The following is a 26,101-nucleotide window of genomic DNA, read 5'->3' on the forward strand; positions in this document are numbered from 1 at the left end:
GTACATAACGTTGAGGGGGTGCTATCTTTCATGCATGCCCAAGATACGAAGGATCCGATTGCGACCCGGGGACCGCAAGGAGCTCGAGAGCTGGGTTCGGGCCCGCACGACCCCGCAGCGGCGCGTCGAGCGCGCCCGGATCATCCTCGGCTCGGCCGACGGCCTGTCGGCCCGGGCTCTACGCCGGGAGGTGGGCGTCTCGCTGCCGACGGTGAAGCGCTGGCTGGACCGGTATGAGGCGGACGGTCCGGCGGGACTGGAGGACCGGCCCCGCGCGGGGCGTCCGCGAACGAGCATCACGCCGGAGGTGGAGGCTGAGATCGTGCGCCGGACGCTGGAGGAGAAGCCTCCGCGGGGGACGCACTGGAGCACGCGCCTGATGGCGGAGGCGGCCGGGGTGCACCACAGCCAGGTGGGGCGGGTGTGGCGCGCGCACGGGCTGAAGCCCCACCTCACGCGCACCTTCAAGCTCTCGACCGACCCGGAGTTCGTGGAGAAGCTCCGCGACGTGGTGGGGCTGTACGTGGACCCGCCGGAGCGGGCGGTCGTGTTCGCCTTCGACGAGAAGAGCCAAATCCAGGCGCTGGACCGCACGCAGCCGGGGCTTCCGTGGAAGAAGGGCCGGTGCGGCACGATGACGCACGACTACAAGCGCCACGGGACGACGACCCTGTTCGCGGCGCTGGACGTGGCGACCGGGGAGGTGATCCACAAGTGCATGCCCCGCCACCGGCACCGGGAGTTCCTCCGCTTCATGGCCGAGGTGGAGACGCGGGTCGATCCGGAGCTGGACCTTCACGTCATCCTCGACAACTACTCGACGCACAAGCACGGGAGGGTGGAGGCGTGGCTGGAGAAGCACCCCCGGGTGAAGTTCCACTTCATCCCCACGTCGTCCTCGTGGCTCAACCTCGTCGAGCGCTTCTTCTCGGAGCTGACGCAGCGCCAGCTCAAGCGGCTCGCCGTGACCAGCGTGAAGCAGCTGACCGACACGATCACGGCCTACATCGACGACCGGAACCGGGACCCGGCGCCGTTCAAGTGGACCGCCGCCGTGGAGGACATCCTGGCGAAAGTGAACCGTGCGAACTCCACTTTAGCGGCACTACACTAGGCAGTATCGCCGACTCCGTCTCCGGCGCGGAACGCCATCGCGACGAATCCGCCGAATGGCCTCCTCTATCTGAGCCGCCGTGATGAAAGCAGGAATCATGGCATCTATCGGCAGTCTATCCGCGAATCAGGGTGGATCATACTCCGCGCCGGTCCTGGAGGCGCTTCTGCCTTAACCGGCCGGAGCCGCACAACCTCAGCAGTCCAGCCACGACCTGCGTGTAGTCGCTCTTCCTGAAGGCCTCGGCCCAATCCACGGCGGGAACAGCGCCCCTCGAGCCACCATGCCCGGGGCCGACGTGAAACACCATATTCCGAAGGCCACTGTACTTCCGAAACGCTTCATCCGTCGCCAAGTCCTCGATGGCTTCAACCTTGAAGTCCCACTGCCTGGACGTCTTTCTGTAGATCCGCACGGGATCGTGCAGCAGTGCCCAAGCGACGGCGTCACACGACGCCTCGAACTCGGATTCCTCCGCCCGTTTCGCGGCGCCTCGCCGCCTTGCCGAGCTGGCTCGCGGGTCTCCCCCGGAGGCCCACGCCGCGCCGTCGTGTCCCATCTTCGCGTTGGACCGAGCAAGACGTTCGTTGCGAATTGCAATCGATGGAAGCAACAGGTGCACAAACTCCGCTTCCGTCGAGGCCGAAAGTTCCAATCCCACTGATTGCATCTCGTTGAGGAAAGCTGCGGTTTGCGGCTGTATCCGCATCTGGACCACATCATGCGCCGGTTGGCCTGGGGGCTGAGGAAGAGGCAGCGCCAGAACCCGTTCGATTTGCTCCGTTCGGCTCTTTGATAGCCGCGACTTCTGGTCCACCAAGGAGAGGTACAAGCGTGCGTGGAGCCATCCCAAGTAGTCGTCGACAACTCCTTGGCCTATCGAAGCCACGGTCGAATAGTCGATGCCTTCCCCACTTGTCGCAGCCATGAACTCTTGGAGAATCTCGAAGAGCCGCACGGGCTTCTTAGGGTGCAGGAACTTGTCGCGGAATACTTCAAGAGGATCGGTGAAGGGTAAGGCTTCGTGCAGGTAGGCGTTGACGGGCGCGTAGGACACGTCCGGGGTCTGCTGCCGACGGTAGTGTTCGAGTTCTGCGAGAAGGAGACACAGATACACCGACCACGGTGCCCACGTAGTAACCTCAAGGAGCCAGCGTCGGCCGGCACTGGGCTTTGAAGCCTGATTGCGGAGCATTGCGTCCTGCACGGCGGCCTGCACGGCAGGATTGGAGAGGTCGTCGTGCCCAAGTTGCCGTCGGGTGCGCTGCAGGTGAGCCATGTTTCGCGAGGCAATGGTGAGCATCCCGTGCGTGATGAAGCACCGGTGGTGCCGTAGCTGATCGTAGTAGCCCAAATGGGCGAGAGGCAGCGGGCTCAGCGGCGGCGCAGCCCTTTCCGAGATCAGCCTCGTCAGATTCAGAATATCCATCGTCGGGCGCACATGAATCGGGACTCAGCGGGGATGGACGCCCATGGCGGCGAAGATGGCCTGGCGGTAGTTGTCCCGGTCTCCTGGAAGAGGATATGCCGCCTGGTAAGTTCCACCTTGTTCATGCCCCCTTGGGACTTTGCGACGGTTCGTGTCTGAGCCCCTTGGGATCGATCGTCGTCCCTTCGCCCGCCTCTCATCACGCGGCCACGGTCTGCTCGATGTAGCCCCTTATTCGATCCCTGTTCCCGCCCAGGCTCGAATACTGGCGCTCGCACACGTCGGTGAAGCGAGCCAGAACCTTGCGCCCGATGGTTTCCTGATCTTCGAAGACGGCGAGGGACCGGAACGCGATCCGCCACTTCTCGAACTGAAGCAGCGTAATGGTGGCGTCGCGCGTTCTCCCGTCGCTGTGGACTCCGAAGACGAAGAGTGGCTCGGCGGGTCCGTCGATTCGACAGTCCACGGGATGGATCCCGTTGGGATCGTGCACGGGGTCCTGCCAGCCGAAGAGGAGGCGCTCCCCGGGGACGGACTCCGCGAGGAACGAACGCAGATCATCGAGAAACGTCGAGCGGACATGCTCGCGTTGCAGGTAGGACACATCGGCGATCTTCATGATCGCCTGAACGAAGGAGAACAGCGCGTCCCCGTAACGGTCGCCGGGAACGGGGAGAACGAGGCGGCCATCCCTGTCCTCGACCCCGAACGCCGCGAGGGCGTTGCGGATGATTTTCTGTCGCGTGCCCCGGCGCGGATCCGCTTCATCCATGTCGTCCGTCAGACGCATGAACGTATGGGCCTCATCCGTGAGGACCCACTCTCCCGCATCCTGCTTCAGCACGATGACCAAGCCGTCGCCGTCGTCAAACTCGAACGGCGTGAGCACCCGGTACCGGTTGATCCCCTCGGGAAGGAGTTCAACCTGTTCGCACACCTTCTCCCTGAAGGCCTTGACTATCCCCTCCATCCTCACGGCCGCACGGTGGGCTCTTCGCCCGGCAACTCGACGGGAGCGTTCGGCAGGAAGAAGCTCTCGTCCGGCAGCAGGTCTCCCCCGGAAAGCGGAGCGGGCTGCGCCTCGATCTCCACGCCGTGGCCGAGATCTGGACAACCCCTCGCCAGATACCAGACATCCTTGGCAGCGTCGAGGATGGCGGAGCGCAGGTCGATGTGGCCGTCGCGGAACCCGCGCAACCGGCTGGCGGTCACTGCGACCACGAGGCAGCGCTCTTCGTTGGCTTCTGGCGATGGAACCAGCAGGCCGAGATAAGGATTCCCTGCGGCGTCCCGGGCCTCGAACAGCTGCGGGCCATCGTAATCGAACAGAGTCGAAACGTGGGTGATCGTCGTCATGGGGCCGGTCTCACGCGTTACAGTGGGCCAGGATGTCGTGGCCAGCCAGCGGCCACCAAGTGTGATGCGATCCGCGTCCGGGTCTACTGAATCCGGCCCGCGCCCTCGCGCAGCCGAAGGCGGCAAATCAACCGCCCCCGAAGTGTCGGAAGCCGGAGCGCACGCTCCGCGAGCACGGACAGACCGCAGGCCCGGCGTGGTTTCCAGAGGGCAGTCCGGCGGCAGGGACTCTCGATAGCTTCCGTGGCTGGCGAGGGCCATCTCGTTCGCGGTCCGGGACTATGGAGCCGGTAAACCCGGCGGCGAGGTCTCGCGACGCGACAGGTCGAGGGCTGCGGGATCCCTGGGAGCGGCCAGTTCGTATCCCGGCCGGGAGGGCTCCATGAACGTGATCGCCTCATAGAAGTCGTCCAGGGCCACGAAGACCCCGTTCTCCTGCGCCCAGCGCCGCATACGCTGGTTACAGGAATTCGCCCAAGACAGGATCTCGATGCGCCATCCCCTCCCGTGCATCCGTTCCAGCGTCCGGTGGAAACCGGCACCTTCCAGATAGCCGGTCCCGTCGCCGCTGAGGATCATCGCGATACCGGGATCGCCGTTGTAGTCGAGTGCGTCTTCGAGCATCCGAAGCTGGAGCAGGCGATCCGGCATGTCCTGCTCGCCTCGGTGGACCTCGCCGCGGTCGAACAGGCTCACCTCGATGCCCTGGGCCTCCATGCGGTTCCACAGGTGTCGAAGCTCGGGCGGCACCGAACCGGCCGCGTACGCTCTCGTCACGGACCGTTCGGCGTGCGCGAGAGTCAACAGACGGTCGAATTGAATGCGCACGCGGTATCGAGCCCCGGGTCCTTCCTCTCGTTCCTCCGCGAGACGCTGGGCCTCGATGAAGATGTTCGAGTGGTCCCAGTAGATGAAGCACGACTCCATGTGTTTTCTCCGTTTGGTGGCCGCCTCCGCCGATCCCTCGCCCACTTGGGACTCTGCACGGGAGATCGGGCTCCGCAGGGTCGGCGAGTCCGAAAATAGGGTTCGACGCGTCCGAGACCAACGCACCGGCCCCATGGGCTACCACGGGCGGTGCTCCAGATGGGCCCCGGTGTAGCCATACTCCCTGGCCAACTGGGCCAGTTCGTCCGGGTTGGCTGGCGGTGGTTCCGTCCACAGTGGCGCTAGGTGCGCCCCGCGCGGGGCGCGCCGCGCGAGGAGGGCGGCATAGAGGTTCCGGTCGCCTCGACCAGATATCCGAAGAACCTGGGATCGGCATCGGACGGGATGTCCCGGATGAGCCTGCGCCGGTCCTCCGGGTCGATGTTGTCCCGTGCGGCGGCGAGCAGTTCGGTGTTCAGCGAGTAACGAGTGTCACCCTCCGCCAACCCTTGGCCAACGTTCTCCGCCATGATTCTCATGTCCTCCGGGGACAACGGGAACTCCAGCGGGTCCTCGATCCCAGCGATCCCTTCATCCTTCCGTCGTGAGCTCTCTTCCGCATGGTGTAGGATCCAAGCGTTCGCCGCGTCGCTGTCACGGCGGAGAACATCGTGCAGCAGCTCGGGCTCGCCGCACGTCACCGCCGCCGCTTCCCAGAGTATGCCGATCGCGCCCGGCGGACGTTCGCGCTGGTGAAGGTCCCAGAGGGCGGCGGCCGCTTCCTTGCGAACCGTTTCGTCCCGGTCCTTGAGCAACCGGATTCTCCACTCACCGGGAACGTCGGGCCAGTGCACGGCATCCCGCAGCACGCCGGCGTTTTCGCGCGCTGCGGCCATGACGTGCTCAACGGCCACGGACGGCGGGTCGCGGAGGTACAGACCGATCTGGAGACCCGCCCATATGCCCGCGCCGTGCCCGTTGAGACGCTCCAACGTCCGCCAGGGGGCCTCACCTGAGGGATCGGCGGCGACGGCTGCGGCGAGGAACGGGCCGACCCATTCCTCCGGCACCGGGCGACCGGCGAATGTATCGAGCCACGTTGACGGGTCGTCGACAAGTTCGGCCAGTTGAACCGCGATCAGGTCCAGCGGACGCGTCCCGTGGTGGCCGCTCAGCTTGCCTTGGCGTTTCAGGCGCAGCATGCGCCCGGCCACGACGCCCGGCTCTTCGCGGCGCCACTGTTCGGCGAACCGCCGGGCGGCGGCATCGAAGTGTCGGGCCGCGGGGTCCGACGACAGCCGCTGACCGAGCGTGGGGAACAGCCGGACAACGGTTGGATCGTCGACTCTCGGCACCGCCACCTTCAGCTTGTGCTCACGAACGATGTCGTGCGCCCAGTGCACGAAACCCGGCTCTTCCCACCCCTTCAGGGCCAGCTCAAGCATCCGGGTGACTTCGGTACGCGACGTGGCACGGGTCTCCGGAAGTTCACCGGGGACCCGGGGACCGGTGACCCAGCGCCGGATCACGCTCCGCGCGCATCGGATTCCGGGGTCTCCGAGATTGCGGAGCAGTTCCATCGCCTCCGGCCAAAGGCGCGCCAGACGCCGGACATCGTCGTTCGTGAGCGAGCCCAGCCCCATCGTGAATTTCTCAACGCTCACGGGATCCCCCCGCATGCGGAGGAAGCCGAGCGAGAAACACGAGCGAACGAGTTCAGCGGCTGCTTCCCGGCCCTTCTCAACCAACGCCCCGTGCTCCGCCAGCGCGCGGAGGAGTTGGCGGCGGCGGTCCACCGCATCGGAACCCGGCCGCCCCGCCCGCACCCAGACGCCGATCGCCCCGACGAGGTCTCCCGAACGCGTTTGCTCAAGCGCATGGAACCCGCCGCGGAATTCCGTCTCCCAGCGACGGTCGCGGGATTCGGGCTCGATCGCGAGAGAGATGAGCCTGCCGAGGGCCCATTCGGGCGCGAACCTCAGGGCATCGGAGGCGATCGACGATGCGCGGTCTGGGCAGTTCTCCAACACCCACCGTGCCCCCTCCACCCCCGTCGCCGCGTACAGGTCGAGGGGCCGGTTCCCGACGCCCGCCTCCCTGTGGCGCCGGAGCCGGTTCTGGATGCGTTCGTGCGGTACCGCAGCGCCGCGCGCGAGCGCGCCGAGCAGCGTCTCGGTGCAGGCGACGGCATCCTCGACCTCTTCCATGGCCGACGGCAAAGACAACCTCAGCCCGCCGGAGAAGTAGGTTCGCGCCACGAGGGCGTGACGCAATGCCGCCGGCTGGACGGCGAGCGCGCGGTGCGGGGTATCGGTGAGCGTTCCGGTCCCAGACAGGGGGTCCAAGGCTTCCGCCAACTCAATCTCGGGCTGGTCCAACGCTCTCGCCGCCGAACCCAGCCTCATGCCGGTTCGTCCTCCCAGGCCGAGCGTCGCCAAGTAATGGAGACCCGCCGTCGACAGCCCGGAGTCTCGCCTCAGGCCATCGAGGAGCAATCCGCCGCCGATGAGGTCCTTGAGTCCCAACCGGGCCGTGTGGCGAGCCAGGGTCATCGCAAGGCCCGGCCGACACGAACCCGTCACTTGCAGCACCTCGTCCGGCGGGTCCTCGCTCTGGTCGAGGATCTCGCCTATCACATTCTCCCCGAGCTGCGGCTGCTCCCGGCGAATGATCTGCCCGACCTGTTCGCGGGAAAGGCCCTTCACAGCCAAGACCTCGTCGCTCGGCAAGTAGAGGCGCAGCCCCAGCGCCTGCGCGCGGCTCGGCCAAGTCGACACCACGATTCCGAAATCGAAGCCCGGCTCTTCCCTCAGTCGGATCAGGAGATCGAGCAGTGGCTCCCGGAGATGCGCGTCATCAAGGAAGATGAATCGAACGGGGTTGTCCCGGAACGCGTCGGCGATTTGGCCGGGATCGTCCGACACCGCGAACAGCCCGCGCCCTTCCCGGACCAGCTCCAGAAAGAGCGCCGTCTTCCCGACGCCGGGCTGCCCCACGACCAAGGCGTCGCCCCTGCGGCGGCGCAGCCAGTCGAGTTCCACGTCCCGGCCGATCAGTGCGTGAACGGTCCGATAGCTGACGAAGCGGGGAAGCGCCGACAGTGCGGGGGGATCGCCCGCGAGGCCAAGGAGTTCCATCCGCCACTTCGAGTCGCGATACAGCCATCCCGTGAAGTCGGCCCTGTCATGGATGTTGCGGAGCGTGAAGCCCTGCGCCGTCGCGCGGGCCTCAAGGTTCCGCCGTCTCCGCGGCGTGAGCGCCTGCGAAGTCGCCAGCACGGCCGCCGTGGCGTTACCCCCGCCGCACCGATAGGACTCCAGGCTGCCGGTCAGGTTGCGGAGAACGTCCTCCGCGGTCGTCGCGATCAAGGGGAGCGGCTCGCCGACGGCGTTCGGGATCGCGCCGTCCATCCCGGCGTCGGCACCGCCCGTGACCGGAGCGAGTCCCGGATATGCGTCACGCAGCAACTCCACCGCACATCGCTCGAAGAGGTGGGGATCAAGCCTCTCGCCCAGCCGCTGCTCGATTTTCCGGTACAACGGGTCCCTCACCACGTCAGCCTCCGATGAGCCACACCAGCATTCCCGTCGGGAGCGCGATGAGTTCGGGGTCGCGGGTGTCCATCGCCCGCCGCGTCGCCACGAGGCCGCGCCACTTCGATCCCCGGATCACGGCCGCCCCGCGAGCCCACCGCTCGCCGTCCACGTACTTGGACTCGATGGCCATGTCGCCGAACGCCGATCCCACGAAGTCGATCTCCCGCCGCCCGCCCGTTCGGTGATAGAGAACCGAGTCGAAGTTCAGGTACGAGGCGGGGTCTTCGCGCAGGAACGACCGGACGAGCGCCACGCCCAGCTGCTGCTCCGACATTGGGCCGGGATCGGGCGGTACGGCCTGGGGGAAGAGGCGCGCGTAGACGGGGTCGGCGAAGTACGTCTTCTCCTGGGACCGAAGCGCGGGGCGGAGGGAGCGCTCCGGATAGCAGGGCCAGACGACGAACGCTTCCCGCAGCGCGGCGATCCGTCGGCCGACGGATTGCCGGGAGGTGCCGAGATCGGTTGCGATGTCTTGGCGGTTGGTCGGAGAGGCGAGCCCTTTCGCCAGCCGTGTCGTGAACGCGGCCGACTGGGCTTGGGACCACGCCGCCCGCGCGAAAGCCTCGCCGTGGATGACCTGGAAGAGGTCGCGGCACAGTTCCCCGGAGGTGTCGTCACCGGCCGCAGCGGCGGAGACGGCCTGCGGGAAGCCGCCCACGCGGATGTAGGCATCCCACTGCTCGACGAGCTGGTTCAGCCACGGCGCGAGCGCCCGAACCCGCTCCGGCAGGGCGGACGGGACGAGATCCGCCACGGAGAGCGGGGGGACGTCCTCCGGCAGGTCGATGTCGGAACGTGCGCGGACGAAGGCCCTGAAGGACATCGGCAGGAGGACGCGGTCCGGGTCCGGGACGCCGCCGCGACGGCCAGCGAGGGCCCTGACGGCTTCCCCCAGATCCCCGGCCGACGATCCCGTGAGGACGACGGTGTCGTCTCCGAAGCGGGCGTCGTTGTCCCGCAGCCACTTGATTGCGGCGGGCCACCCGTCGGCGATGGCGGTGATCTCATCGAAGAACCAGTGACGCCGCCCCTCCGGCGGCGTGAATTCGGACGCGACATCCACGATTCGCCGGAGATCCTCGGCCAACAGGCCGTCGGTGGCGAAGTGAACGATGCTGCTGGGATCGCGGCCATCCCCTACGAGGCGCTGGATCGTCTTCTTGACCTCGACCGACTTCCCGACCCGTCTGGGCCCCCGGAGCAGGTAGAGACCGCCCGGCCGAAGATCGTCGAGTACGTTCGCCGAGTAATCGAAAGGTGCCCGGGCCGCTCGGCGAAGATCGCGGTCGGCCAGAACCCACGAGCGTGGATGGCTCCACCAGCCCGTGCGGGCCAACATACCCCGAATGTCGTCAACGCCAGGCAATCCAGCCCCCGCCGCCTACGATCCAGCCAGATTCCTCATCGGAAATGACAGTATGGTGTCGGGGCATGGACATCAAGCATCGCGGTGGGTGTTACCGATGTTCTGTGGACGATTTTATTGCTAAATCGTCCATAAAGTGGACGTTTTCGTCGCAATATCGTCCATATCATACATTCCAGGAGCCTGCTCGGCAGAAAGCCGATGGTGCGTGGAAGTTACGAGGTGCTGCGCCGTACACGGACGGCGGCCTGCCGATGGCCGCGGCGCTCCGCCCAGAGCCAGGCGATTGGCCCGTGGACTTGACGGATGGCCCGCGGCTCGGACCATGGTCGTGGTCCCGCCCGCGCCGGCGCGTCAGATCCAGCGGCCGCAAGGCTTCGACCTGCTCTGATTACCGCCGCCGTTCCATCTCGTACTGCGCGTCTCTTGGAGGCTCGGAGTCTGGCTTCGGGGAATCTACGGGCCGTCAGGTTGAGAATGGCGCGAATCAAGGCAGGGAATCGTCTAACTACTTACAGGACTGCACGATCTGCGTTTCCTGCCCTTCGATCGTACCTGCTCCCGTCGTCCAGAAACGGCGGGGAAATCGCCTCAATTCGCGGGAATCGCTTTCCCCTCGCGGCCCTCCCACTACGGCCTCCCCAAGAAGCCGTAAGGACGCTGTGTCCCCCGCCCTCGGAGGGGGATCCCGAACACTCCCAACGCGACGTTCCATGTAGCTGAAGACAGGTCGGACGCGACCGATACTGCCCGCGGCGTTTCGCGCCCGGTCCCGTGGCCGATAGCGCCGCCACCACCGACCGGACGGTCGGCAAGCTGGCGATGCTCCACTTCCCGCAGAAGGGTGGCGCGGAGCCCGCTGGAGGCCCCGAATGATCGGTCCGGCCAGGTTTCCGCCGGACCAAGCGGGAGTGGACAGCGCGTTTCGCGCGGGAAGTCACTAACGGGCCACGACCTGTGCCCGCGTGGTCACTAATCGCTCACCACTTATCGGCTATCTTTGAAAAATAGCTCGCGATAACTGGTAGTTATCGAGCGCTATCCTACCGTTGACAACGATAACCATTCGGAGTCATCGGCACCAAGGGTTCCGCCCGGCGGGCCTCTCACCGGCGCTTCTGCAGCCGCGCCAGCTGGGCGGCGCCGTTGCGCTTCGCGAGCAGCCGCTCGCCGTAGCGCTGCACCATCCGGGGACTCCTCCAGCGCCCGGCCTGCATGATGGCCGCGATGCCGATTCCCGAGGCGATCATGTCCTGGGCCGCGCCCACCCGGGGGCTGTGCCCGGAGAGCCTCCGCACGACCTTCGCCGGGAGCCCGGCGCGCTCGGCCATGGCCTTGTAGATGCGCGGCACCTGGCTCCCGTGGAGCGCCCCGCCGACGCTCCCGTCCTTGCGCATCGAGCGGAAGAGCGGCCCCTCGCCGATCCCGCTCGCGCCGAGCCACTCCTTGAGCATCCTCACGCTGTCGCGGTGCAGGTACAGCACCGCCCCGCCGCCCTCCGGATCGGTCTTCGCGCGGCGCACGAGCAGCGAGGCCGAACCGCCCCTATCCATCGTCACGTCACCGACTTGCAGCGCCACGAGCTCGGAGCGGCGGAGCATGGCGTCGTAGGCCACGGCCAGGATCGCGCGGTTCCTGATGTCGATCAGGCGCTCCCCGCCGCCGACGACCTCGATCAGGCGCCGCCGGAGCGCCCAGGTCAGGCCCTCCACCTGTTCCTGCCGGCTCCCCTTGCGCCGGCGCATTCGGCTCAGGGCGCGCCGCACCGTGGCGTGCTCCGCCGGGCTCCGTTTCCCGGCCGCCTTGTGCACGGCGGCGATGCTCGAGACGTAGCGCCGCACGGTGGCGGGCGCGCGCACGCTCTCCATCGCCTCGACGTAGGCCACGACCGTGGCCGCGCGCGCGGGCAGCGGACTCAAGCCCCGCTCGGCGCACCACGCCGCGAACCGCTCCAGGTCGGCTCTCAGCGCCCGCACGGTGTTGCCGCTGAGGTAGCCGTCGTCGGCGGCTTCCAGGACCTCGGCCAGGCGCTCGCCCATTTGTGACCACGAAGTGGCCGGGTCGGGAAGGGGGGTCACGATTCCGGTGCTGAAACGGACATAAACGACTCCGGTACAAGGATATACGCGCAGAGCACTTTGCGCTCGATAACTACCAGTTATCGCGAGCTATCGAGAGGAGCGGTAGGAGGGTCCGCGTGGAAGTTAGACAGGCAGCCGAGTCAGCGAGTCGTCCCACATCCGTGCCCGGCTGTCATTCATCGAGGAGAGAGGCGAATGAACGGTCGAACGGAGATAGCCCGGTGCGGCATGCGACGGGTTACGGTCGCGAGTGCGGAGCGCAGAGGGCCGAACGCCGAATCAGGTTCCCCCAGACCGCCAACGCCGCCTGACCGCCGGCCGTCCCGCGGGGGCGGCCGTTCCTCTCGACACACCGTAACCGCCGCCAGCCGGCCGGCCGGCTTCGCGCGCCTCGCCGGTGCGCGGCGCGCGCTCTTCGGTGCCGCCCGCGCGACAGCCGTTGTCGCGTGCCTCTGGCTTGCCGGCGCCATCGCCCTGTCGGCGGGGCCGGCCGAGGCGCAGACCACGAACTTCTACCTCTGGAGCACCACCATGACGGTGGGGGAGTCCAACGATTATCTTGGATACTCGGAGATCGAAAACTGGGGAGAACTCAGCACCAGCGCGACGTTCAACTACCCGCCCTGGTCCCCTCCCCACAAAAATCACTTCGACCCCGACTATGAATTCACCGTGGAAGACCTGTTTTTGGATGACAGCGGCAACCTCAATCTTACTGTGGACGGTTCCGGCAATGCACCCGGAACCAACGTCGGAGAAATCACGCTCTGGATCCGCAACTCGAAGTTTCCGTTGGCGAACTTCGGTGCTAACGGTACAGGTCAATACGGTTTTCGAGCCAGTAGTCTTCCCTCCGGACCCGACCTCGACTGGGAAGAGGGCGACACGGTCAGGGTGGTGCTGACTTACACGCGCCTGCTGCCGTCGGCGCCGGAGAACGTGCGTGTAACGGCGCCGCGGGGTGAGGACGGGACGCTGGAGGTGCGCTGGGACGCGGCCGACGCGGGCACCTTCCCGATCGAGTGCTACCTCGTCGAATTCCGCCACCCGAGCGGCGATATCAATAAGCGGAAGCAGTCCTATCCCGGCTCTCGCGGCACCGGAAAGGGATGCGGCGACAGCCCGCCGACCAGCGTGAAGCGCACGGACCTCGAACCGGAGGTCGGATACGAGGTCCTGGTGCAGGCGTTGAGCGGCGACGGCTACGGCGAGTGGTCTGCCGTGAAGACGGTGACCACCCGGGGCGAAACCACACGGAGTTCGGCGCTCTCGGTGGCGGACGCGGAGGCGACCGAGGGCGAGGACGCAACGCTCGACTTCACGGTGAGCCTCGACGGGAATCCGGGCTCGGATGTGACGGTCGACTACGAGACGCGTGACGGGACGGCGGCGGCGGGGTCCGACTACACGGAGAAGACGGGCACGCTGACGTTCGCGCTGGGCGACACCGAGAAGACGGTGTCGGTGCCGATCACGGACGACGCCGTGGAGGACGACGGAGAGACGTTCACGCTGGTGCTGAGCAACGCCTCCGGCGCAACGATTGCGGACGCGAAGGCGACGGGCACGATCCGGAACAGCGAGACGGCGCCGCCGTTGACGGCGGAGTTCCGGGACATGCCGGCGTCCCACGACGGGGAGACGGCGTTCACCTTCCGGGTGGCGTTCAGCGAGCCGCTCAGCTGGATGAACGGCCGGCGGTTGCGGGAGGACGTGGTGGCGGTGGCCGGGGGCCGGGCGACGAAGGCCGGTCGGGTGAACCGGCGCCGGGACCTGTGGCAGCTGACGGTCGAGCCGGATTCGCTGGCGGACGTGACGGTGACGCTCGCGGCCGGGGCGGCCTGCGGCACCCCGGCGGCGGTCTGCACGAAGGACGGCCGGGCGCTGTCGCACTCGCTGTCGGCGACGGTCGAGGGTCCGGCGTCGAGTTCGGCGTCGAGCGATGCGGCCGGGGACGCGGACGATCCGGAGCTGAGCCACGAGCGGGCGCTGGCGCTCGCGGCGGGCGTGCCGGTCGAGGCCGCGGCGGCGGTCCTGCTGGGCGAGGGCGAGCTGGACGAGGCGCGGCTGGCGGCGCTGGACCGGCTGGGCAACCGGAACGGCCGCTACGATCTGGGCGATCTGCTCGCCTGGAGGCACCTCTGCGGGCGCGGGGCGGCGGACTGCGGCGTCGGCCCCTCCTCGCCGGTCGGCGACCCGGCCGCGCCGCCCGGCAAGGGCCGGAGCGGGAGCGGCGGGACGCGGAACCGCGGAGTCCCGGGCGGCGGCGGAAGCGGCGGACGGCGGGGCTCGAAGGCCCGGACGGGGCGTTCGGTCCGCACGCGCCGCCGGGGGTTCGCGGCATGGGGCGCGGCCCTGGTGGTTGCGCTGGCCGCTTCGGCGTGCGGCATGGGCGACGGCATCGTGCGGCCGCCGGACGAGGAGGCGCGCGTGAGCGAGGCCGCCGCCGGGCCGCTCGCGGTCCGGTTCTCGGTTCCGGCCGGGTCGCGCGCCATCGGGGCCGTGCTCCGGATCGACGGACCGGCGATCGAGTCCGTGCGCGCGCAGGGCCTGGAGGTGGTCCAGGCCGCCCAGCCATCGCCGACCAGCCGGCTGGTGATCGTGGCCGGGCCGATCTCGGGCGCGGCGGTCGTCGAGATCCTGACGCCGCCCGGAGCCGATGCAACGCTGTACCGCGTCGAGCTTCTGCAGGTCGCGGGCGAGGACTACGCGCTCGACGATCCGGAGGACTACAGGGCCGCCCTCGGGCGGTAGGGCGCGGGACGCCCGAGAGGGAAGGATGGTGTGAAGAGGGGTGCGCCGGCCGGCGCGCCCCTCTTTCCGGTTGGTGTTCCCGAGAAACCGGGCCGCACCGCTTCGGCCGTCCGCCTCGGATCCCCGTCCGAAAGGGCGGTCCCGCCGGCACGGCTCCCCCGGCGCTCCCCATCCGCCACGCCGCCCGGACAGCCCCGCATCGGCGGCTCCCATCCCCACCGCCGACCGGGCTTCGCGACATCCGCCCAGCGGCATTCCCCAGACCGCCCAACGGAGGTGCTTCGCCGCCGCGTTGGCGGCGGCCTCCCGGACAGCACGGACACGTCGGACAACATCGGACAGGAGGGACACTTAGGAGATTTCCTAAGAGTTGACTTCCTCGAAAACACCTCTTCACCGTTGAGGTCCTTGACACGGCTGGAACCGCAGTCATGGAGACCCTGGAGGAGCAATTCAACACACGGGTAAGCGCGTTTCTGGGACGCACGGGCATGAGGCCGACGACGCTCGGCATGAAGGCGGTGGGCGACCCGAACCTGCTGCGCCAGATCGCGCGGGGACGCTCGCCGTCGCTGAGGACGGCGGACCGGATTCTGGCGTACATCGCAGGCTTCGACCAGGACCCGGGCAGGGCGCAGGCTCCTCCCGGCCGAACCCGGAGGTCGAGGCCCGGGGCGCGGGCGAGGAGAACGCGGAAGAGCAGAGCGGAGACCGAGAACGCGATGGAACGGAGAACGAGACCGCCGACCCGCTTCCTGCGGGTATCGGAGGTGCAGGCGCGGACGGGCCTGTCGCGGAGCACGATCTACCGGTGGTCGGCCGAGGGTCGCTTCCCCCAGGCGATCCGGCTGAGCGAGCGCGTGGTGCGCTGGGTCGAGGCCGAGGTGGAGAACTGGATCCGCGAGCGGATCGCGCGGAGCGCCGGTGTGCGGGCGCATAGGCGGCAGCGTGTGCGAGGGTAAGCCCGGCCCAAGATCCTCGGGCCGCGTGAGCACGCGGAGGAGGCCCGTCCGCCGCGTCGAGTCCGGGCACCCGCGGCGGCGGCGCACGGGCTTGTCGGACGCCGCTAAGGCCGGGGAGCCAGCATACTCTCCGTGGCCACACTTCGCGTGTCCCCAGGAGAGGCTGGCGGGGGGCCGTGCCCCCTCTGACCCCCGAAACGGAAACGGCGCGCCGTGAGCGCCGGACGGGCCGTTTGGGTGAAGGTCCGCGCCAGCGAGGCGGAGCGTGCCGAGTGGCACGCCAAGGCGCGGTCCGCGGGCCTGACGCTGTCGGATCTGGTGCGCCGGTCGGTGGGCCGGACGCGCACCTGGACGGTGGCGCACGCCGAGGTCGAGCGCGAGCGCACCCGCCAGATCGCGCGGATCGGGAACAACCTCAACCAGATCGCTCGGTGGGCGAACACCCACCGGGGGTCCATCGAAGCCGTCGAGGTGATCGGCCACCTCATCGCCATCAAGCGGACGCTCGCGGCGCTGGCTCCCGTCGAGAGTTCGGACGCGGATGCTGGTTAAGTTCCTGGCCCGCGGAACCGGCTCGGCGCGCGACGCGGCCGACTACCTCCTCGGGGAGCGGGACACGGCCGGGAAGCCGCGCGAGGGCGTCGAAGTCCTCCGGGGCGATCCGAACGAAGTGGCCGCCGTGGCCGACTCGCTCGACTTCGAGCACAGGTACACGTCCGGCGTGATCGCGTGGGCGCCGGAGGACGAGCCGACCGACGCCGAGATCGAGACGGTCCTGGACGCCTTCGAGGACACGGCCTGGGCCGGGCTCGAACCCGACCGTTACGCCTGGGCGGCCGTGCTGCACCGCGAGCGCGGTGGCGGCGCTCACGTCCACATCCTCGCCCCGCGGTGCGACTTGGAAACCGGGCGAAGCCTCAACATCGCCCCACCGGGCTGGGAGAAGACCTTCGGTCCCCTCCGGGACGCCTTCAACCACGAACACGGCTGGGCTCGGCCGGACGATCCCGCGCGGGCCAGGGTGCAGCAACCCGGCCACCGGCGCCTACATCGAGGCGGCGCGGCTGCGGGCCGGACTACGGCTCGAATCCTCCCCCCGAGACCTGATCCGCGACTACCTGCTCCAGCGCGTCGAGCACGGCACGGCGCGGAACCGGGCCGATGTCGTCGCCGCGCTGCGGGAGGCGGGCCTCGAAGTGCCGCGCCAGGGCAAGGACTACCTCACCGCGCTGGACCCCGAGAGCGGGGACCGGTGGCGGCTGAAAGGAGAACTGTATGGAGAGAACTTCGACCGCGAACGATTTGACCGACCGGCTGCGGAAGCGGCTGGAGAGCGAGAGACGGGAGATCGAGGAGTTGACCGCGAGCGAGCTGGAGCGGCTCGGCGAGAACTCGCGGCGCGTCGCGAGGAACGCGCTGCGTTCCATCGAGCGCGATACGGAGGAGGCGACCGGCAAGGTACGCGAGTTGCTGGCCAAGGCGTGGCAACGGCCCTTGATCGTCGGCCTGAGCCTTTGGCTCGGTTTCTTCGGCGGAAGCTGGGCGACGATGCGCTGGCTGTCGAGGAGCATCCAGAACCGGATCGAGACCCGCGCCGAACTGAATCGGGACATCGAGGACGCCCGGCGGACGCTGGCCCAGCTGGAGGTGGACACCTGGGGGCTCGTGTTCCACGAGATCAAGGGCGAGCGGTTCGTGGTGGTGCCGGACGGGGTGCTGGCCGATCCGCCCTGGTGGGTGGACGGGGACCGTCCGGCGTTGAAGCTGTCGAGAGAGTGAGGGAACTGTATGAGCGAGTTGGAGAGGCAGTTGACGGAGGCCTTGAAGAGGTTGTCCGCTCATGCCGCAGGTGAGCCGAATCACGGCGGAAAATCGTATAAGTCTAACTGGGACTGCACGATCTGCGTTTCCTGCCGATACGCCGATTCTGTTCTCGCCGCGCTGGAATGGCGAGGAAGTCGCGTCAAACTGCGGGAATCGCGTTCGTTCGCATTTGTCGGTCAGTGGTGCTCACGCCTTTGTCGGTAGCGGGTGAAAAGTGACAGGTATGGCGGCCCGAAAACGTGACACATCCGTCGTTCCGTAGGCCGGGTGGAGCAGCCGCTCCGTCCGGGGATGCAGAACTTGGCGTCTTCCACGTCGAGAGGGGAGGCGCCGTGATCGGATGGGAGCGACGCGTGCTTCTGCGAAAACTAACCTGGACGAAGGACTCGGTTACGGAGATCTCCCGCGAACTGGGGATCAGCCGTCAGACAATTTACCGCTGGATCAGCGGAGCGCGGAGGACGTGAATCGCGGCGGGAAATCGTCTAAATTCATACAGGACTGCACGATCTGCCATTCTTGCCGTTCGTCGAAATCTGACTGCTCGGTGTCACCATAGCGGGAAAACCGAATCGATTGGCGGGAATCCCGGTCGCATCAGTATCGTCTCCGCCGATGTCGCCGAGAGCCCGCGGGACCTTGTTCCGCGAACCGGTTAGCCGGAACGATTTGCCGGGACCGCCTCCCCGAAGTCCGCCGCGCGAGAGACTCAGGCAGCGCGTCCAATCGGGAAGGGCACTGCTCGACGAGCACCGGACCCCTGGTGCCTCGATCGAACAGGTGCGCACAGAGACCGGATGATCTGGGCCGGCAGGAGCGGTCAGCCGGATGTCGCCGCCGGAGTAGACGTGACCGAAGACCACCTGTTTCGGGGCGAGTCCGCTCACTTCCTTATCTTCCAGACTGTACGCCGAAACCTATCGTGCGGTTAGCTTGGGTGTCCAGCGACAATCAGGATGAGAACGTTGCGACAATCAAGGTGAGAACGAGGGGTCGCGACGCTACGAGTGCGAGGATGTAGGCGGTTTCGGGGACGCGGGGCAAGAGGGCGCGGGGTGGCGGGGCGGTGGAGCGCGGATTCTTTGAGGGGTAAGGGTAGGGTGAAGCCCTGTTCGGCGGTCTCTGCGGGCGGATCCTCGGGCCGTTTGCGGCCGGGATTGCCCGGAACCGGGCGGTTTCGCCCCGGCTTGGGCGATCCGGAGGGGTTCGAAGCTTCGTTGATGCGCCCTTGGACGGCTCTGGGCGCCGTTCAGAGCCGCATCCTCGGCCCTGTGCCGGTCTTTCGACAGACATCGAAGCGTTTTCGTGGCCGCGTCAGCCCGATTCCGGTCCTCCCGCTTGCGTCCCGTCCGCCGGCTCCCCCGCCTCTGCCCGCCTGGCCGCGATGGCCGCCCGGCGCCTGTAGCTCTCGACGTTGAGTTCGAAGATGTGGGAGCGGTGGACGAGGCGGTCGACGGCGGCAAGGGTCATGGCGTCGCCGCCGAAGATCCTGCCCCGGGCGCTGAAGGGTTCGTTGGCGATCACCAGGAGCGAGCGGTTCTCGTAGCGGGCGCCGATGAGTTCGAAGAGCACGCTGGTCTCCGCATTCTCCGAGGTCACGTAGGAGAAGTCGTCGAGGACGAGCAGATGGTACTTGTAGAGCTTGCGGATGGCTCCTTCGAGGGCGAGGTCCCGGCGTGCCGCCTGGAGCTTCTGGACCAGGTTCGCCGTGCGCTGGTAGAGCACCCGGAACCCGTTCTCGACCAGCCTGAGCCCGAGACCCGCTGCCAAGTGGCTCTTGCCCGTGCCGGGCGGCCCGAACAAAAGCACGTTTGCGCCCTCATCGAGCCAGGTGTCGCCGCTCGCCAGGACTCCCACGCGCGCCTTCGACACCGCGGGCACGAGGGTGAAGTCGAAGTTGTCGAGCGTCTTGCCCGGCGGCAGCTTCGCCTCGGCCCGGTGCCGCTCGAAGCGCCGGCGCTCGCGGTCGGTGACCTCCTGGCTGGCCAGCGCGGCGAGCAGGCGCGCCGCCGACCAGCCCTCCCGGTCCGCACGCTCGGTGAAGCCACGCCACAGCGCGCGCATGGTCGGCAGCCGCAGCTGCTTCAGCAGCAGGTCGAGTTGCGGCGGATCCACGACGAAACGGTCGCTCATGAGAGTCCTCCGGCGTGCGGGGCGGGGGCACCGAGGTCGTCGTAGTCCGCCACGGGCGGCAGGGCCATGCCGACATCCGGGATGCCGTCCGGCTTCGGCGGGAAGCGCTTGCGCAGGAGCTCCGGATCGGGGAGTTCCCCGGCATCGAGTCCCCGGTCGATCTCGGCCGCCAGCCGGGCTTCGCAGCAGTGGTCGTGGGCCAGGGCGAGCAGGTCCACCATCCGGCGGCAGGTCTCGCGGTCGTCCAGACCTTCGCGCAGCGCGTCGAAGGCGCGGCGGTAGGCGCCGCGGGGAAACAGGCCGTCGCGGTGGACCCAGTTGAGCAGCGCCATCGGCTTGCGCCTGAGCGACGGCAGCACGTGCCGGTGGTTGACGACCCGCCCGCGCCGCCCTCCCGGGCCCGCGTGGCCCCGCGGCAGCGTCATGAGTTGCTCCGTGCCCGCGTACACCACCAGCCGGTCGTCGTACAGCCGCACCCGCAGCCGGTGTCCGACCAGACGCGAGGGCACCGTGTAGAACACGCGGCGCAACGTGAAGCCGCCCGTGGTCGTTACCCGCACCAGCGTCTCCTCAAACTCGTCGCTGCGCCGCCCCGGCAGCGGCCCCGGCACCGCCCGCTCCGCGTCGATCCGCTCCCGGTTGCGGGCGTTGCGGCGGCTTACCACCTGGCCCGGGAACGCCCGGTACTCCCCGGTCGTCTCGAAGTCCCGCGAGCCCCTCAGCAGCAGCGCATCCTCGATCGCCCGCTTCAGGTGTCCGTGCGGACCCTCGACCGAACCGTTCTCGTGGGCCCGGCCCCGGTTGTTCCGGCTCCCCTTCATGTCGTAGTCATCCAACAGCGCCTCATACCGCGCCGTCAGATCCTCCCTTGCCTCCCGCTTCAGGTTCCGGAACGCCGCCGACAGGCTGTCTGAGGTGGTCCCAGTTTTTTGGACAGGTCGTTAAGGTGGATTCCAGGACGGAACGGGAGGCACCGAGATGGCTGGGAAGAGACGGCGGTTCACGCCGGAGTTCAAGGCGCGGGTGGCGCTGGAGGCGCTGCGCGAGCACGACAGCGTGCAGGCGATCGCGAGGCGGCACGAGCTTCATCCGAACCAGGTGAGCACATGGAAGCGGCAGCTGCTCGAGGGGCTGCCGGAGGTGTTCGCCGGGGGCGCGGGCCGCAAGCTCGCCAAGGAGCACGAGGCGAAGGTCCGGGAGCTGCACGCCAAGATCGGGGAGCTCACGGTCGAGCGGGATTTTTTTCGGCGCGGGCTCAAGCGCTGAGCCGGGCGGAGCGGGGGCGGATGATCGAGCGGGACGGACCGCTGAGTCTTTCGAGGCAGTGCGCGCTGGTGGGCGTGAGCCGGTCGTCGCTGTACTACCGGCCGAGGGGGGAGAGCGCGGAGAACCTGGCGCTCATGCGTCGCATTGACGAGCTGCACATGGCGTATCCGTTCTACGGAAGCCGGCAGCTGGTGCGGCATCTGCGTCGCGAGGGCGTTGCCGCGGGCCGGCACCGGATCCGGCGGCTCATGCGCCTGATGGGGGTGGAGGCAACCTACCGGCGGCCGCGCACTAGCGTGGCGGGTCCGGAGCACCGGGTCTTCCCCTATCTGCTGCGCGGCCTCACGATCTCGCGGGCGGACCACGTGTGGTGCGCGGACATCACCTATGTTCCGGTGACGCAAGGCTTTTTCTACCTCGTGGCCGTGATGGACTGGGCGACCCGGCACGTGCTCGCGTGGCGGCTGTCGAACACGATGGACGCGTCGTTCTGCGTCGAAGCCCTGGACCACGCGCTGGGCTGGAGGGCTCCGGAGATCCTGAACACGGATCAAGGCGCCCAGTTCACCAGCGAGGCGTTCGCCGACCGGGTGCTGGGCGCGGGCGTGGCATTCTCGATGGACGGCCGGGGCCGCTTCCTCGACAACATCTTCATCGAGCGGCTGTGGCGGTCGCTGAAGTACGAGGCGGTGTACCTTCACGAACTCCGCGACGGGCTGGACGCCGAACGGATCATCGGCTCGTGGTTCGACTTCTACAACGAGGTGCGTCCGCATTCGTCCCTCGGCGGACGGACGCCGGGCGAGGCCTACCGCAACGGCACGGGGGCGGTGTGAACGGCGGATCTCGGCGTGCGCCGACGGTCGCCTTCGCAAAGCAGCAGCGGGGCGCGGGAGAAGCCTGGGATCTCCCCATGCCGCGCACCTCGTTCCGCCCGCGGCCAAGCCCCCGTCGCCGACCGGGTTCCCCTCCCGCCGGCCGGGGTTCATTTTGGAACCTGTCCCTCCCCTGCCGGGGGAGGACCCATGGGTGGAGCATCCACCCCGAGAGAACACACGGAGAAGGCTCCCGAGGGCTCTCACAACCACTCGGAATCCACCTTAACTTTGCCCTCGGACTGTCCAACGAAGTAAGACCACCTCAGTCCGTCCGGTGCTCCTTCGGCACGCCGCCCAGCGCCCACAGCGCATCCTGCAGCCCCCCGGCCAGCGCCACGTAGCTCTCCCCGCCCAGCACCACCGCCACATGGCAGAACCCCGAGTACTCCAGCCGGAAGTGGTACAGCTTGTGCACCAGCGGCTCACCGGCGATGCTCACCCCCAGCGCCCCGGCGTCGGTGAAGTCCGACAGGCCCCGCCGCCCCGGCTCGTGCTTCTGCCGGAAGATGATCTCCCGCTCCGGCCCGTACTTCGCCTTCCAGCCCCGCACCCGCCGCTCAAGCGTCCGCCTCACCCCGGGGTGCAGATCCGGATGGCGCCGCATCATCTCCTCGTACAGCGCCACCGCCCGCAGCCCCGGGCTCGCCTCCAGCAGCGGTACGATCTCCTCCTCGAAGATCCCCGCCAGCGGATCCGGGCGCCTTCGCTCCCTCGGCTTCCTCTTCTCCGACGACCGCCCGGGATCCGCTTCGATCCGGTACGCCGTCGCCGTGCTGAACCCCGCCCTCGCCGCAGCCAGCGCGGGACGGTCCTTCTTCCGGTGCGTCATGTAGAGCTCCTTCTGGTGGTCCGTGATGTGTCGGCCCGGCACTTGGCGTCTCTCCGTTCAAGGGGAAAACACCAAACTTCGGGCCGGCCACAACCACCTCCGGCTCTCTCACCCTGATTGTCGCTGGCTTCTCATCCTGATTGTCGCGCTACACTTGGGAGAGCATCCGCGCAGCCTGACACGTTCGCGGTTCGCCGCAACATCCATAGCAACGAGGGAACTTGTGGAAGGACAGTGTCATCAGTGTGGCCAGCAAGAATTCTTGCCTGGACCTGTTCGCATCTATCGCCACACCGTGGCCACGCTCGGACGGCCAGTTCAAGTCGAGCGGCCGTACACCTGCGCCAACTGTGGCCGGGAAATCCGAACAGAGATGTCGTACCACATCGGTTAAGCTAGCGCAGCGTCAGCCCTTCACGAGGCCGGCGGCGGGGGCGAGCTGGAGCACATGCATGCGATGATCGACATCAGGGACAACACCGAGCTCTTGGCCACTGTGCAGTATCCGGCCGTGTGCCTAACCGCCACTCGGGAAGTCTTGCCCAGCGGCGAAGGGACAATCCAGGACGGTACGGTCGTGGATCAGCACGGCGACCCGGAACTCATGGCGCGTTTCGCGCAGCACTATCTGTCAGCGCATCAAGCGGTGATGCCTACCGGACGACCTCCGAGGTCGGTCGTCGGCATGATGCCCGCACTCCACCTGCTGGTCATGGCCACCGAACTTGTGATGAAGGCCGATCTGATGCGGTCCGAGAAGGACGCTGGCAAACACCACTCGCTCAAGGATTTGTACCAAGACCTTGACGATGTGCATCGTCGGGACGCGGACGACAGATTTGCTCGGTGTGACCTGAATGTACGGTTGAAACTGGTTGGCGAGCCGACGTTGACGATCTCGGACCTGCTGACTGTATACGACAGTTCGTACGGGGGTGCTAGCCGGGTATACACGGACACCCGGTACTACGCGGAACCCACAACCAAGTTCAAGGAATCGACCGGAATGCACGGGGCGAACCTCCTAAAGAGCAACACGCCCTATCCCATCTTCCTTCCGCGTGTGGTCGAAAGCCTGATCGCGACCTTCCGATTCTTCGATGGCGCGGCGCGGTTGCAACGCCTCGGGGGACAAGTAGCGCGAGGCGCACGAGCAGCCATGAAAGACAACCACGGCGATTGGGGTCTGGTGCCTAGCTCGTTGGGCCTGGTCGTCGTTCAGGTTGGACAACACACTTGGATGGATGCCGGCGGCGAAGAGTTGCCAGAGTTTCGGCGTTGGAAACAGTTGCGGCCGCCGGGCTTTTCGACATCGTGGATGTACGGTGGAAGCAGACTCCTTTTCTATCAAGCCGGCCAGCACGCGCCACCCGACTCGGAGAGCCACATCGATGGGATTCGTTGCAGACTCTGGCGCGACAACAGCCTGGGGATGCATTCGCGCGATCTGTATCGCCTGGCGGACGTGCTTGAATCCGGTGCCATGTCGAACACGCTCCGAATGTGACGAGCCCAATGCCAAGGCGGCCGCAGGTCGTGATTCAGACCGCAGCCGGGTGCGTCCACTGCCACCGCGGCGGACGCCCGCCCGCATCTCGGTTGCCTTCGAACGGATGTCCACCAGACCACTCTCACACCTATGGCACTAACCGGCTCCATCAGCGAATTCAGGCATTCCCTCCGAGAGCCCCTAAGATGCCAGCACTTAGATGCCAGACTTGAGTTGAGGTAAGAGCTTGAGTCTGGCAATCGCTTCCTGAGAGATGTCGGGTCGGAGTTCTTCGTGGATAATCGCGTTTCTCACATGCCGGGACATCTCCCATTAGATCGAGTTCGACCCTGACCTTTCGGGTCGTACACGTCGCTGCGCCAGGAAGGGCGGGGAAGACGAACGGTGCGGCCGCACCCTGGGCGAGTTGGCCATCGACCCCGACGTTTGTCGCGGTCCCAGCCCGGTCCAAGCAGGAGGCCGATCAGATCTTCATCCCGCTGCACACGCTGATGAACCCGTTCCCGATGGTTGGGCCGGGCGAACACAGCTATATTGACTTGACATGTACGGGATTTTCTGGGCGAGACCTCGACGCGGCGCTGGTGGAGTGAGCCGCAGTGAGCGGGGGTCACCTCGCCACCGGCCGACAAACCTAAGCAAGAAAGCGAGAACAACAATGGCGAATCGTTCAACGCAAGAGAAAGGGCTCCCGACTGGCGAGAGCCCCTACAACCTGGAACACGACGCAGAAACGTTCCAGGATACGTTTCCGGACGTAGACCCTCGAGATTTGGGACTTGGATTCCTGTATCCAGTAAACTACGAGGCACAGCTGATAGCCATTCGTGGTTTGCTAGGCCGAAACGATACAGTCGATAACGCAATTGGGACGGCGATTGGCGAAATCCGAGCCGAAATTGAGACGGATGGGTTCACAGAACGAGCATTCGACGAATGGACGGAGCGTGTTGAGCAACATTTCTATCAAGCCACGGCGCACAGCATGGCGGCAGTGGGGTTGATCGCTCCGCTAATGGAATCTCTGTTTTATTGGACGTTCTATAAAATAGGAGAAAGTATTACAGATAGCCAACCGATGCCAAGTCAGCACAAACGTTGGCGGATCTGGAGAGAGCGACAGTGGGATTGTCATTGGGTATGGAGAGGTCGCGAACCACGGCAAAATATCGTCGATGGAATTTGGGAGTTCATATGTGCCTTTCAGATGCAAAGCTATTTGCCAAGTGATCTGAAGAAGACACTAGAAGCTCTGTTTGCGTACCGAAATAAAATGCTACATTGTGGACTTGAATGGCCCTTGGGGGAGCGCAAGAGCTTCGAGAAGCAGATGACGAATAGGAAATGGCCGGTAGAATGGTTCGACAGAATAGGTACGAAGGATGAACCACGCATCTTTTATATGGCGCCGAAGTTTATTGCGAAGTGTTTGAACTCTGCCGAGAACACTATCGAGGGTGTGGGGGAGTTTGTGAGCGATGCGGCGGGTCGTGGATGGAGTATGGCGGGCGGGGGAGCTGACGGAGCCGCCGAAGGGACTGCAACGATCGCTGGCGGAGAGGTGTCCACACCGAAGGATGGGCTGGTGTGAGGGACTTGTGTCGCGCGACTGAAAGGTGGGTGAACGGTAAGCGGAGCACGAGTGGCGCGAATCATGGTAAGAAGCCACGTAAGTTCAATCAGGGCTGCACGATCTCCCATTCGTGCTCCTTAGATCATACCTGGATCCGCCGTACTGAAATAGCCGGAATACAGCATCAATTGGACGGCACCTAGACAGACCGATACCCGGCCAAGCGTGCGTGTCTCTCGCTCCCACGGCGGTCCTTCTGCCGTTGCCTCCTGCCGGTTGGCAGATCGGCGCGTCTCTCCCTCCCGCGGCTTCCGCCGTGGCGCGGCCGTGACCGGGCGGAGCTGCTCGAATCAGTTGATCGCGGCCGAGGGATCTTCGAACATCGCATCTTCACGCTGGATCATGTCGGCTTGGGCGATCAGCAGTTTGGCGGCATTGCGGTGGACATGGGCCTGAGCAGCTAGCTGGTTCCCGTCCATTAACTCCTAAGTCGTTGTCACCATTGAAGAAACAGAGACAGGAGGACGGTGGATCGGGTGGAATGGGGTCGGGCAAGCGGTTAT

20 protein-coding genes and 1 pseudogene are annotated in these 26,101 nt (G+C 66.7%); 10 read left to right on the forward strand and 11 right to left on the reverse strand.

The annotated features are described in order from the left end of the window. The first annotated feature begins 34 nt into the window (after nucleotides 1-34). Nucleotides 35-1,114 (forward strand): IS630 family transposase, encoded by a 1,080-nt coding sequence (locus ACOQPP_RS07050; RefSeq protein ID WP_420636157.1) that lies wholly within the window; start codon nucleotides 35-37, stop codon nucleotides 1,112-1,114. A 136-nt stretch (nucleotides 1,115-1,250) separates the two neighbouring features. Here ACOQPP_RS07050 and ACOQPP_RS07055 read toward each other — a convergent pair whose 3' ends face one another. From ACOQPP_RS07055 to ACOQPP_RS07085, 7 genes are all read right to left on the reverse strand, one after another. Continuing rightward, complete coding sequence (locus ACOQPP_RS07055) at nucleotides 1,251-2,543, reverse strand: hypothetical protein (RefSeq protein ID WP_419165052.1); 1,293 nt, start codon at nucleotides 2,541-2,543, stop codon at nucleotides 1,251-1,253. Nucleotides 2,544-2,742: 199 nt separating this feature from the next. After that, nucleotides 2,743-3,480, reverse strand: coding sequence for a DUF1828 domain-containing protein (locus tag ACOQPP_RS07060; RefSeq protein WP_419165051.1), 738 nt, complete (start codon nucleotides 3,478-3,480; stop codon nucleotides 2,743-2,745). Nucleotides 3,481-3,515: 35 nt separating this feature from the next. Further along, nucleotides 3,516-3,899, reverse strand: a complete 384-nt coding sequence (locus tag ACOQPP_RS07065; protein ID WP_419165050.1) for a DUF6575 domain-containing protein — start codon at nucleotides 3,897-3,899, stop codon at nucleotides 3,516-3,518. A 279-nt stretch (nucleotides 3,900-4,178) separates the two neighbouring features. Then, nucleotides 4,179-4,826 (reverse strand): NYN domain-containing protein, encoded by a 648-nt coding sequence (locus ACOQPP_RS07070; RefSeq protein ID WP_420636158.1) that lies wholly within the window; start codon nucleotides 4,824-4,826, stop codon nucleotides 4,179-4,181. Between the two features lie 242 nt (nucleotides 4,827-5,068). Further along, nucleotides 5,069-8,317, reverse strand: a complete 3,249-nt coding sequence (locus tag ACOQPP_RS07075; protein ID WP_420636159.1) for a hypothetical protein — start codon at nucleotides 8,315-8,317, stop codon at nucleotides 5,069-5,071. 4 nt (nucleotides 8,318-8,321) lie between these two features. Next, nucleotides 8,322-9,701: an ATP-binding protein gene (locus ACOQPP_RS07080; protein WP_420636160.1), complete on the reverse strand. Its 1,380-nt coding sequence runs from the start codon at nucleotides 9,699-9,701 to the stop codon at nucleotides 8,322-8,324. 1,133 nt (nucleotides 9,702-10,834) lie between these two features. After that, entirely contained in the window at nucleotides 10,835-11,767 is a 933-nt protein-coding gene (locus tag ACOQPP_RS07085; RefSeq protein ID WP_420636161.1) for a site-specific integrase, read from the reverse strand. 573 nt (nucleotides 11,768-12,340) lie between these two features. Between ACOQPP_RS07085 and ACOQPP_RS07090 the strand changes: the two genes are divergently transcribed. The 6 genes from ACOQPP_RS07090 to ACOQPP_RS07115 all read left to right on the forward strand — a co-directional run bounded on the left by ACOQPP_RS07090 (nucleotide 12,341) and on the right by ACOQPP_RS07115 (nucleotide 17,816). After that, on the forward strand, nucleotides 12,341-14,563 hold the full coding sequence (locus ACOQPP_RS07090) for a Calx-beta domain-containing protein (RefSeq protein WP_420636162.1): 2,223 nt from the start codon (nucleotides 12,341-12,343) through the stop codon (nucleotides 14,561-14,563). A 491-nt stretch (nucleotides 14,564-15,054) separates the two neighbouring features. Continuing rightward, nucleotides 15,055-15,525, forward strand: coding sequence for a helix-turn-helix transcriptional regulator (locus ACOQPP_RS07095; protein WP_419164847.1), 471 nt, complete (start codon nucleotides 15,055-15,057; stop codon nucleotides 15,523-15,525). A 213-nt stretch (nucleotides 15,526-15,738) separates the two neighbouring features. Then, nucleotides 15,739-16,077 (forward strand): plasmid mobilization protein, encoded by a 339-nt coding sequence (locus ACOQPP_RS07100; protein WP_420636163.1) that lies wholly within the window; start codon nucleotides 15,739-15,741, stop codon nucleotides 16,075-16,077. Next, nucleotides 16,067-16,831: a relaxase/mobilization nuclease domain-containing protein gene (locus ACOQPP_RS07105; protein ID WP_420636164.1), complete on the forward strand. Its 765-nt coding sequence runs from the start codon at nucleotides 16,067-16,069 to the stop codon at nucleotides 16,829-16,831. The genes ACOQPP_RS07100 and ACOQPP_RS07105 overlap by 11 nt, the downstream gene beginning before the upstream one ends. After that, a complete protein-coding gene (locus ACOQPP_RS07110) occupies nucleotides 16,801-17,304 on the forward strand; it encodes a hypothetical protein (protein WP_420636165.1) in 504 nt (167 codons plus the stop codon). The genes ACOQPP_RS07105 and ACOQPP_RS07110 overlap by 31 nt, the downstream gene beginning before the upstream one ends. Before the next feature lie 398 nt (nucleotides 17,305-17,702). After that, a complete protein-coding gene (locus tag ACOQPP_RS07115; protein ID WP_420636166.1) occupies nucleotides 17,703-17,816 on the forward strand; it encodes a helix-turn-helix domain-containing protein in 114 nt (37 codons plus the stop codon). Between the two features lie 847 nt (nucleotides 17,817-18,663). Here ACOQPP_RS07115 and istB read toward each other — a convergent pair. Both istB and ACOQPP_RS07125 read right to left on the reverse strand, forming a co-directional pair. Continuing rightward, nucleotides 18,664-19,482, reverse strand: a complete 819-nt coding sequence (gene istB, locus ACOQPP_RS07120) for an IS21-like element helper ATPase IstB (protein WP_420636167.1) — start codon at nucleotides 19,480-19,482, stop codon at nucleotides 18,664-18,666. Then, nucleotides 19,479-20,318, reverse strand: coding sequence for a Mu transposase domain-containing protein (locus ACOQPP_RS07125; protein ID WP_420636168.1), 840 nt, complete (start codon nucleotides 20,316-20,318; stop codon nucleotides 19,479-19,481). Before ACOQPP_RS07125 ends, istB begins: the two co-directional genes overlap by 4 nt. A 142-nt stretch (nucleotides 20,319-20,460) precedes the next feature. Between ACOQPP_RS07125 and ACOQPP_RS07130 the strand changes: the two genes are divergently transcribed. After that, a protein-coding gene (locus ACOQPP_RS07130; protein ID WP_420635870.1) for an IS3 family transposase occupies nucleotides 20,461-21,584 on the forward strand; the annotation gives its coding sequence in 2 pieces (ribosomal slippage) (nucleotides 20,461-20,737 and nucleotides 20,737-21,584; 1,125 coding nt in all). Nucleotides 21,585-21,891: 307 nt separating this feature from the next. On the opposite strand, the pseudogene ACOQPP_RS07135 reads toward ACOQPP_RS07130, so the two are convergent. Next, a pseudogene (locus ACOQPP_RS07135) lies at nucleotides 21,892-22,497 on the reverse strand (IS21 family transposase); the annotation flags it as partial. A gap of 415 nt (nucleotides 22,498-22,912) precedes the next feature. Between ACOQPP_RS07135 and ACOQPP_RS07140 the strand changes: the two are divergent. Continuing rightward, nucleotides 22,913-23,962 (forward strand): hypothetical protein, encoded by a 1,050-nt coding sequence (locus tag ACOQPP_RS07140; RefSeq protein ID WP_420636169.1) that lies wholly within the window; start codon nucleotides 22,913-22,915, stop codon nucleotides 23,960-23,962. Nucleotides 23,963-24,623: 661 nt separating this feature from the next. Further along, nucleotides 24,624-25,556, forward strand: a complete 933-nt coding sequence (locus ACOQPP_RS07145; protein WP_420636170.1) for a hypothetical protein — start codon at nucleotides 24,624-24,626, stop codon at nucleotides 25,554-25,556. Nucleotides 25,557-25,888: 332 nt separating this feature from the next. Here the strand turns inward: ACOQPP_RS07145 and ACOQPP_RS07150 are convergent, their stop codons facing one another. After that, on the reverse strand, nucleotides 25,889-26,017 hold the full coding sequence (locus ACOQPP_RS07150; protein ID WP_420636171.1) for a hypothetical protein: 129 nt from the start codon (nucleotides 26,015-26,017) through the stop codon (nucleotides 25,889-25,891). Between the last annotated feature and the right edge of the window lie 84 nt (nucleotides 26,018-26,101).

The sequence above is a fragment of the Candidatus Palauibacter sp. genome (assembly GCF_965222475.1).
Lineage (GTDB): Bacteria > Gemmatimonadota > Gemmatimonadetes > Palauibacterales > Palauibacteraceae > Palauibacter.

Excerpts from the sequence above, each read along its gene's own strand:
- ACOQPP_RS07050 (WP_420636157.1), top strand. The coding sequence starts at position 35 with ATGCCCAAGATACGAAGGATCCGATTGCGACCCGGGGACCGCAAGGAG.
- ACOQPP_RS07055 (WP_419165052.1), bottom strand. The coding sequence starts at position 2,543 with ATGGATATTCTGAATCTGACGAGGCTGATCTCGGAAAGGGCTGCGCCG.
- ACOQPP_RS07065 (WP_419165050.1), bottom strand. The coding sequence starts at position 3,899 with ATGACGACGATCACCCACGTTTCGACTCTGTTCGATTACGATGGCCCG.
- ACOQPP_RS07070 (WP_420636158.1), bottom strand. The coding sequence starts at position 4,826 with ATGGAGTCGTGCTTCATCTACTGGGACCACTCGAACATCTTCATCGAG.
- ACOQPP_RS07080 (WP_420636160.1), bottom strand. The coding sequence starts at position 9,701 with ATGTTGGCCCGCACGGGCTGGTGGAGCCATCCACGCTCGTGGGTTCTG.
- ACOQPP_RS07085 (WP_420636161.1), bottom strand. The coding sequence starts at position 11,767 with ATGGGCGAGCGCCTGGCCGAGGTCCTGGAAGCCGCCGACGACGGCTAC.
- ACOQPP_RS07090 (WP_420636162.1), top strand. The coding sequence starts at position 12,341 with ATGACGGTGGGGGAGTCCAACGATTATCTTGGATACTCGGAGATCGAA.
- ACOQPP_RS07095 (WP_419164847.1), top strand. The coding sequence starts at position 15,055 with ATGAGGCCGACGACGCTCGGCATGAAGGCGGTGGGCGACCCGAACCTG.
- ACOQPP_RS07105 (WP_420636164.1), top strand. The coding sequence starts at position 16,067 with ATGCTGGTTAAGTTCCTGGCCCGCGGAACCGGCTCGGCGCGCGACGCG.
- ACOQPP_RS07110 (WP_420636165.1), top strand. The coding sequence starts at position 16,801 with ATGGAGAGAACTTCGACCGCGAACGATTTGACCGACCGGCTGCGGAAG.
- istB (WP_420636167.1), bottom strand. The coding sequence starts at position 19,482 with ATGAGCGACCGTTTCGTCGTGGATCCGCCGCAACTCGACCTGCTGCTG.
- ACOQPP_RS07140 (WP_420636169.1), top strand. The coding sequence starts at position 22,913 with ATGATCGACATCAGGGACAACACCGAGCTCTTGGCCACTGTGCAGTAT.
- ACOQPP_RS07145 (WP_420636170.1), top strand. The coding sequence starts at position 24,624 with ATGGCGAATCGTTCAACGCAAGAGAAAGGGCTCCCGACTGGCGAGAGC.
- ACOQPP_RS07150 (WP_420636171.1), bottom strand. The coding sequence starts at position 26,017 with ATGGACGGGAACCAGCTAGCTGCTCAGGCCCATGTCCACCGCAATGCC.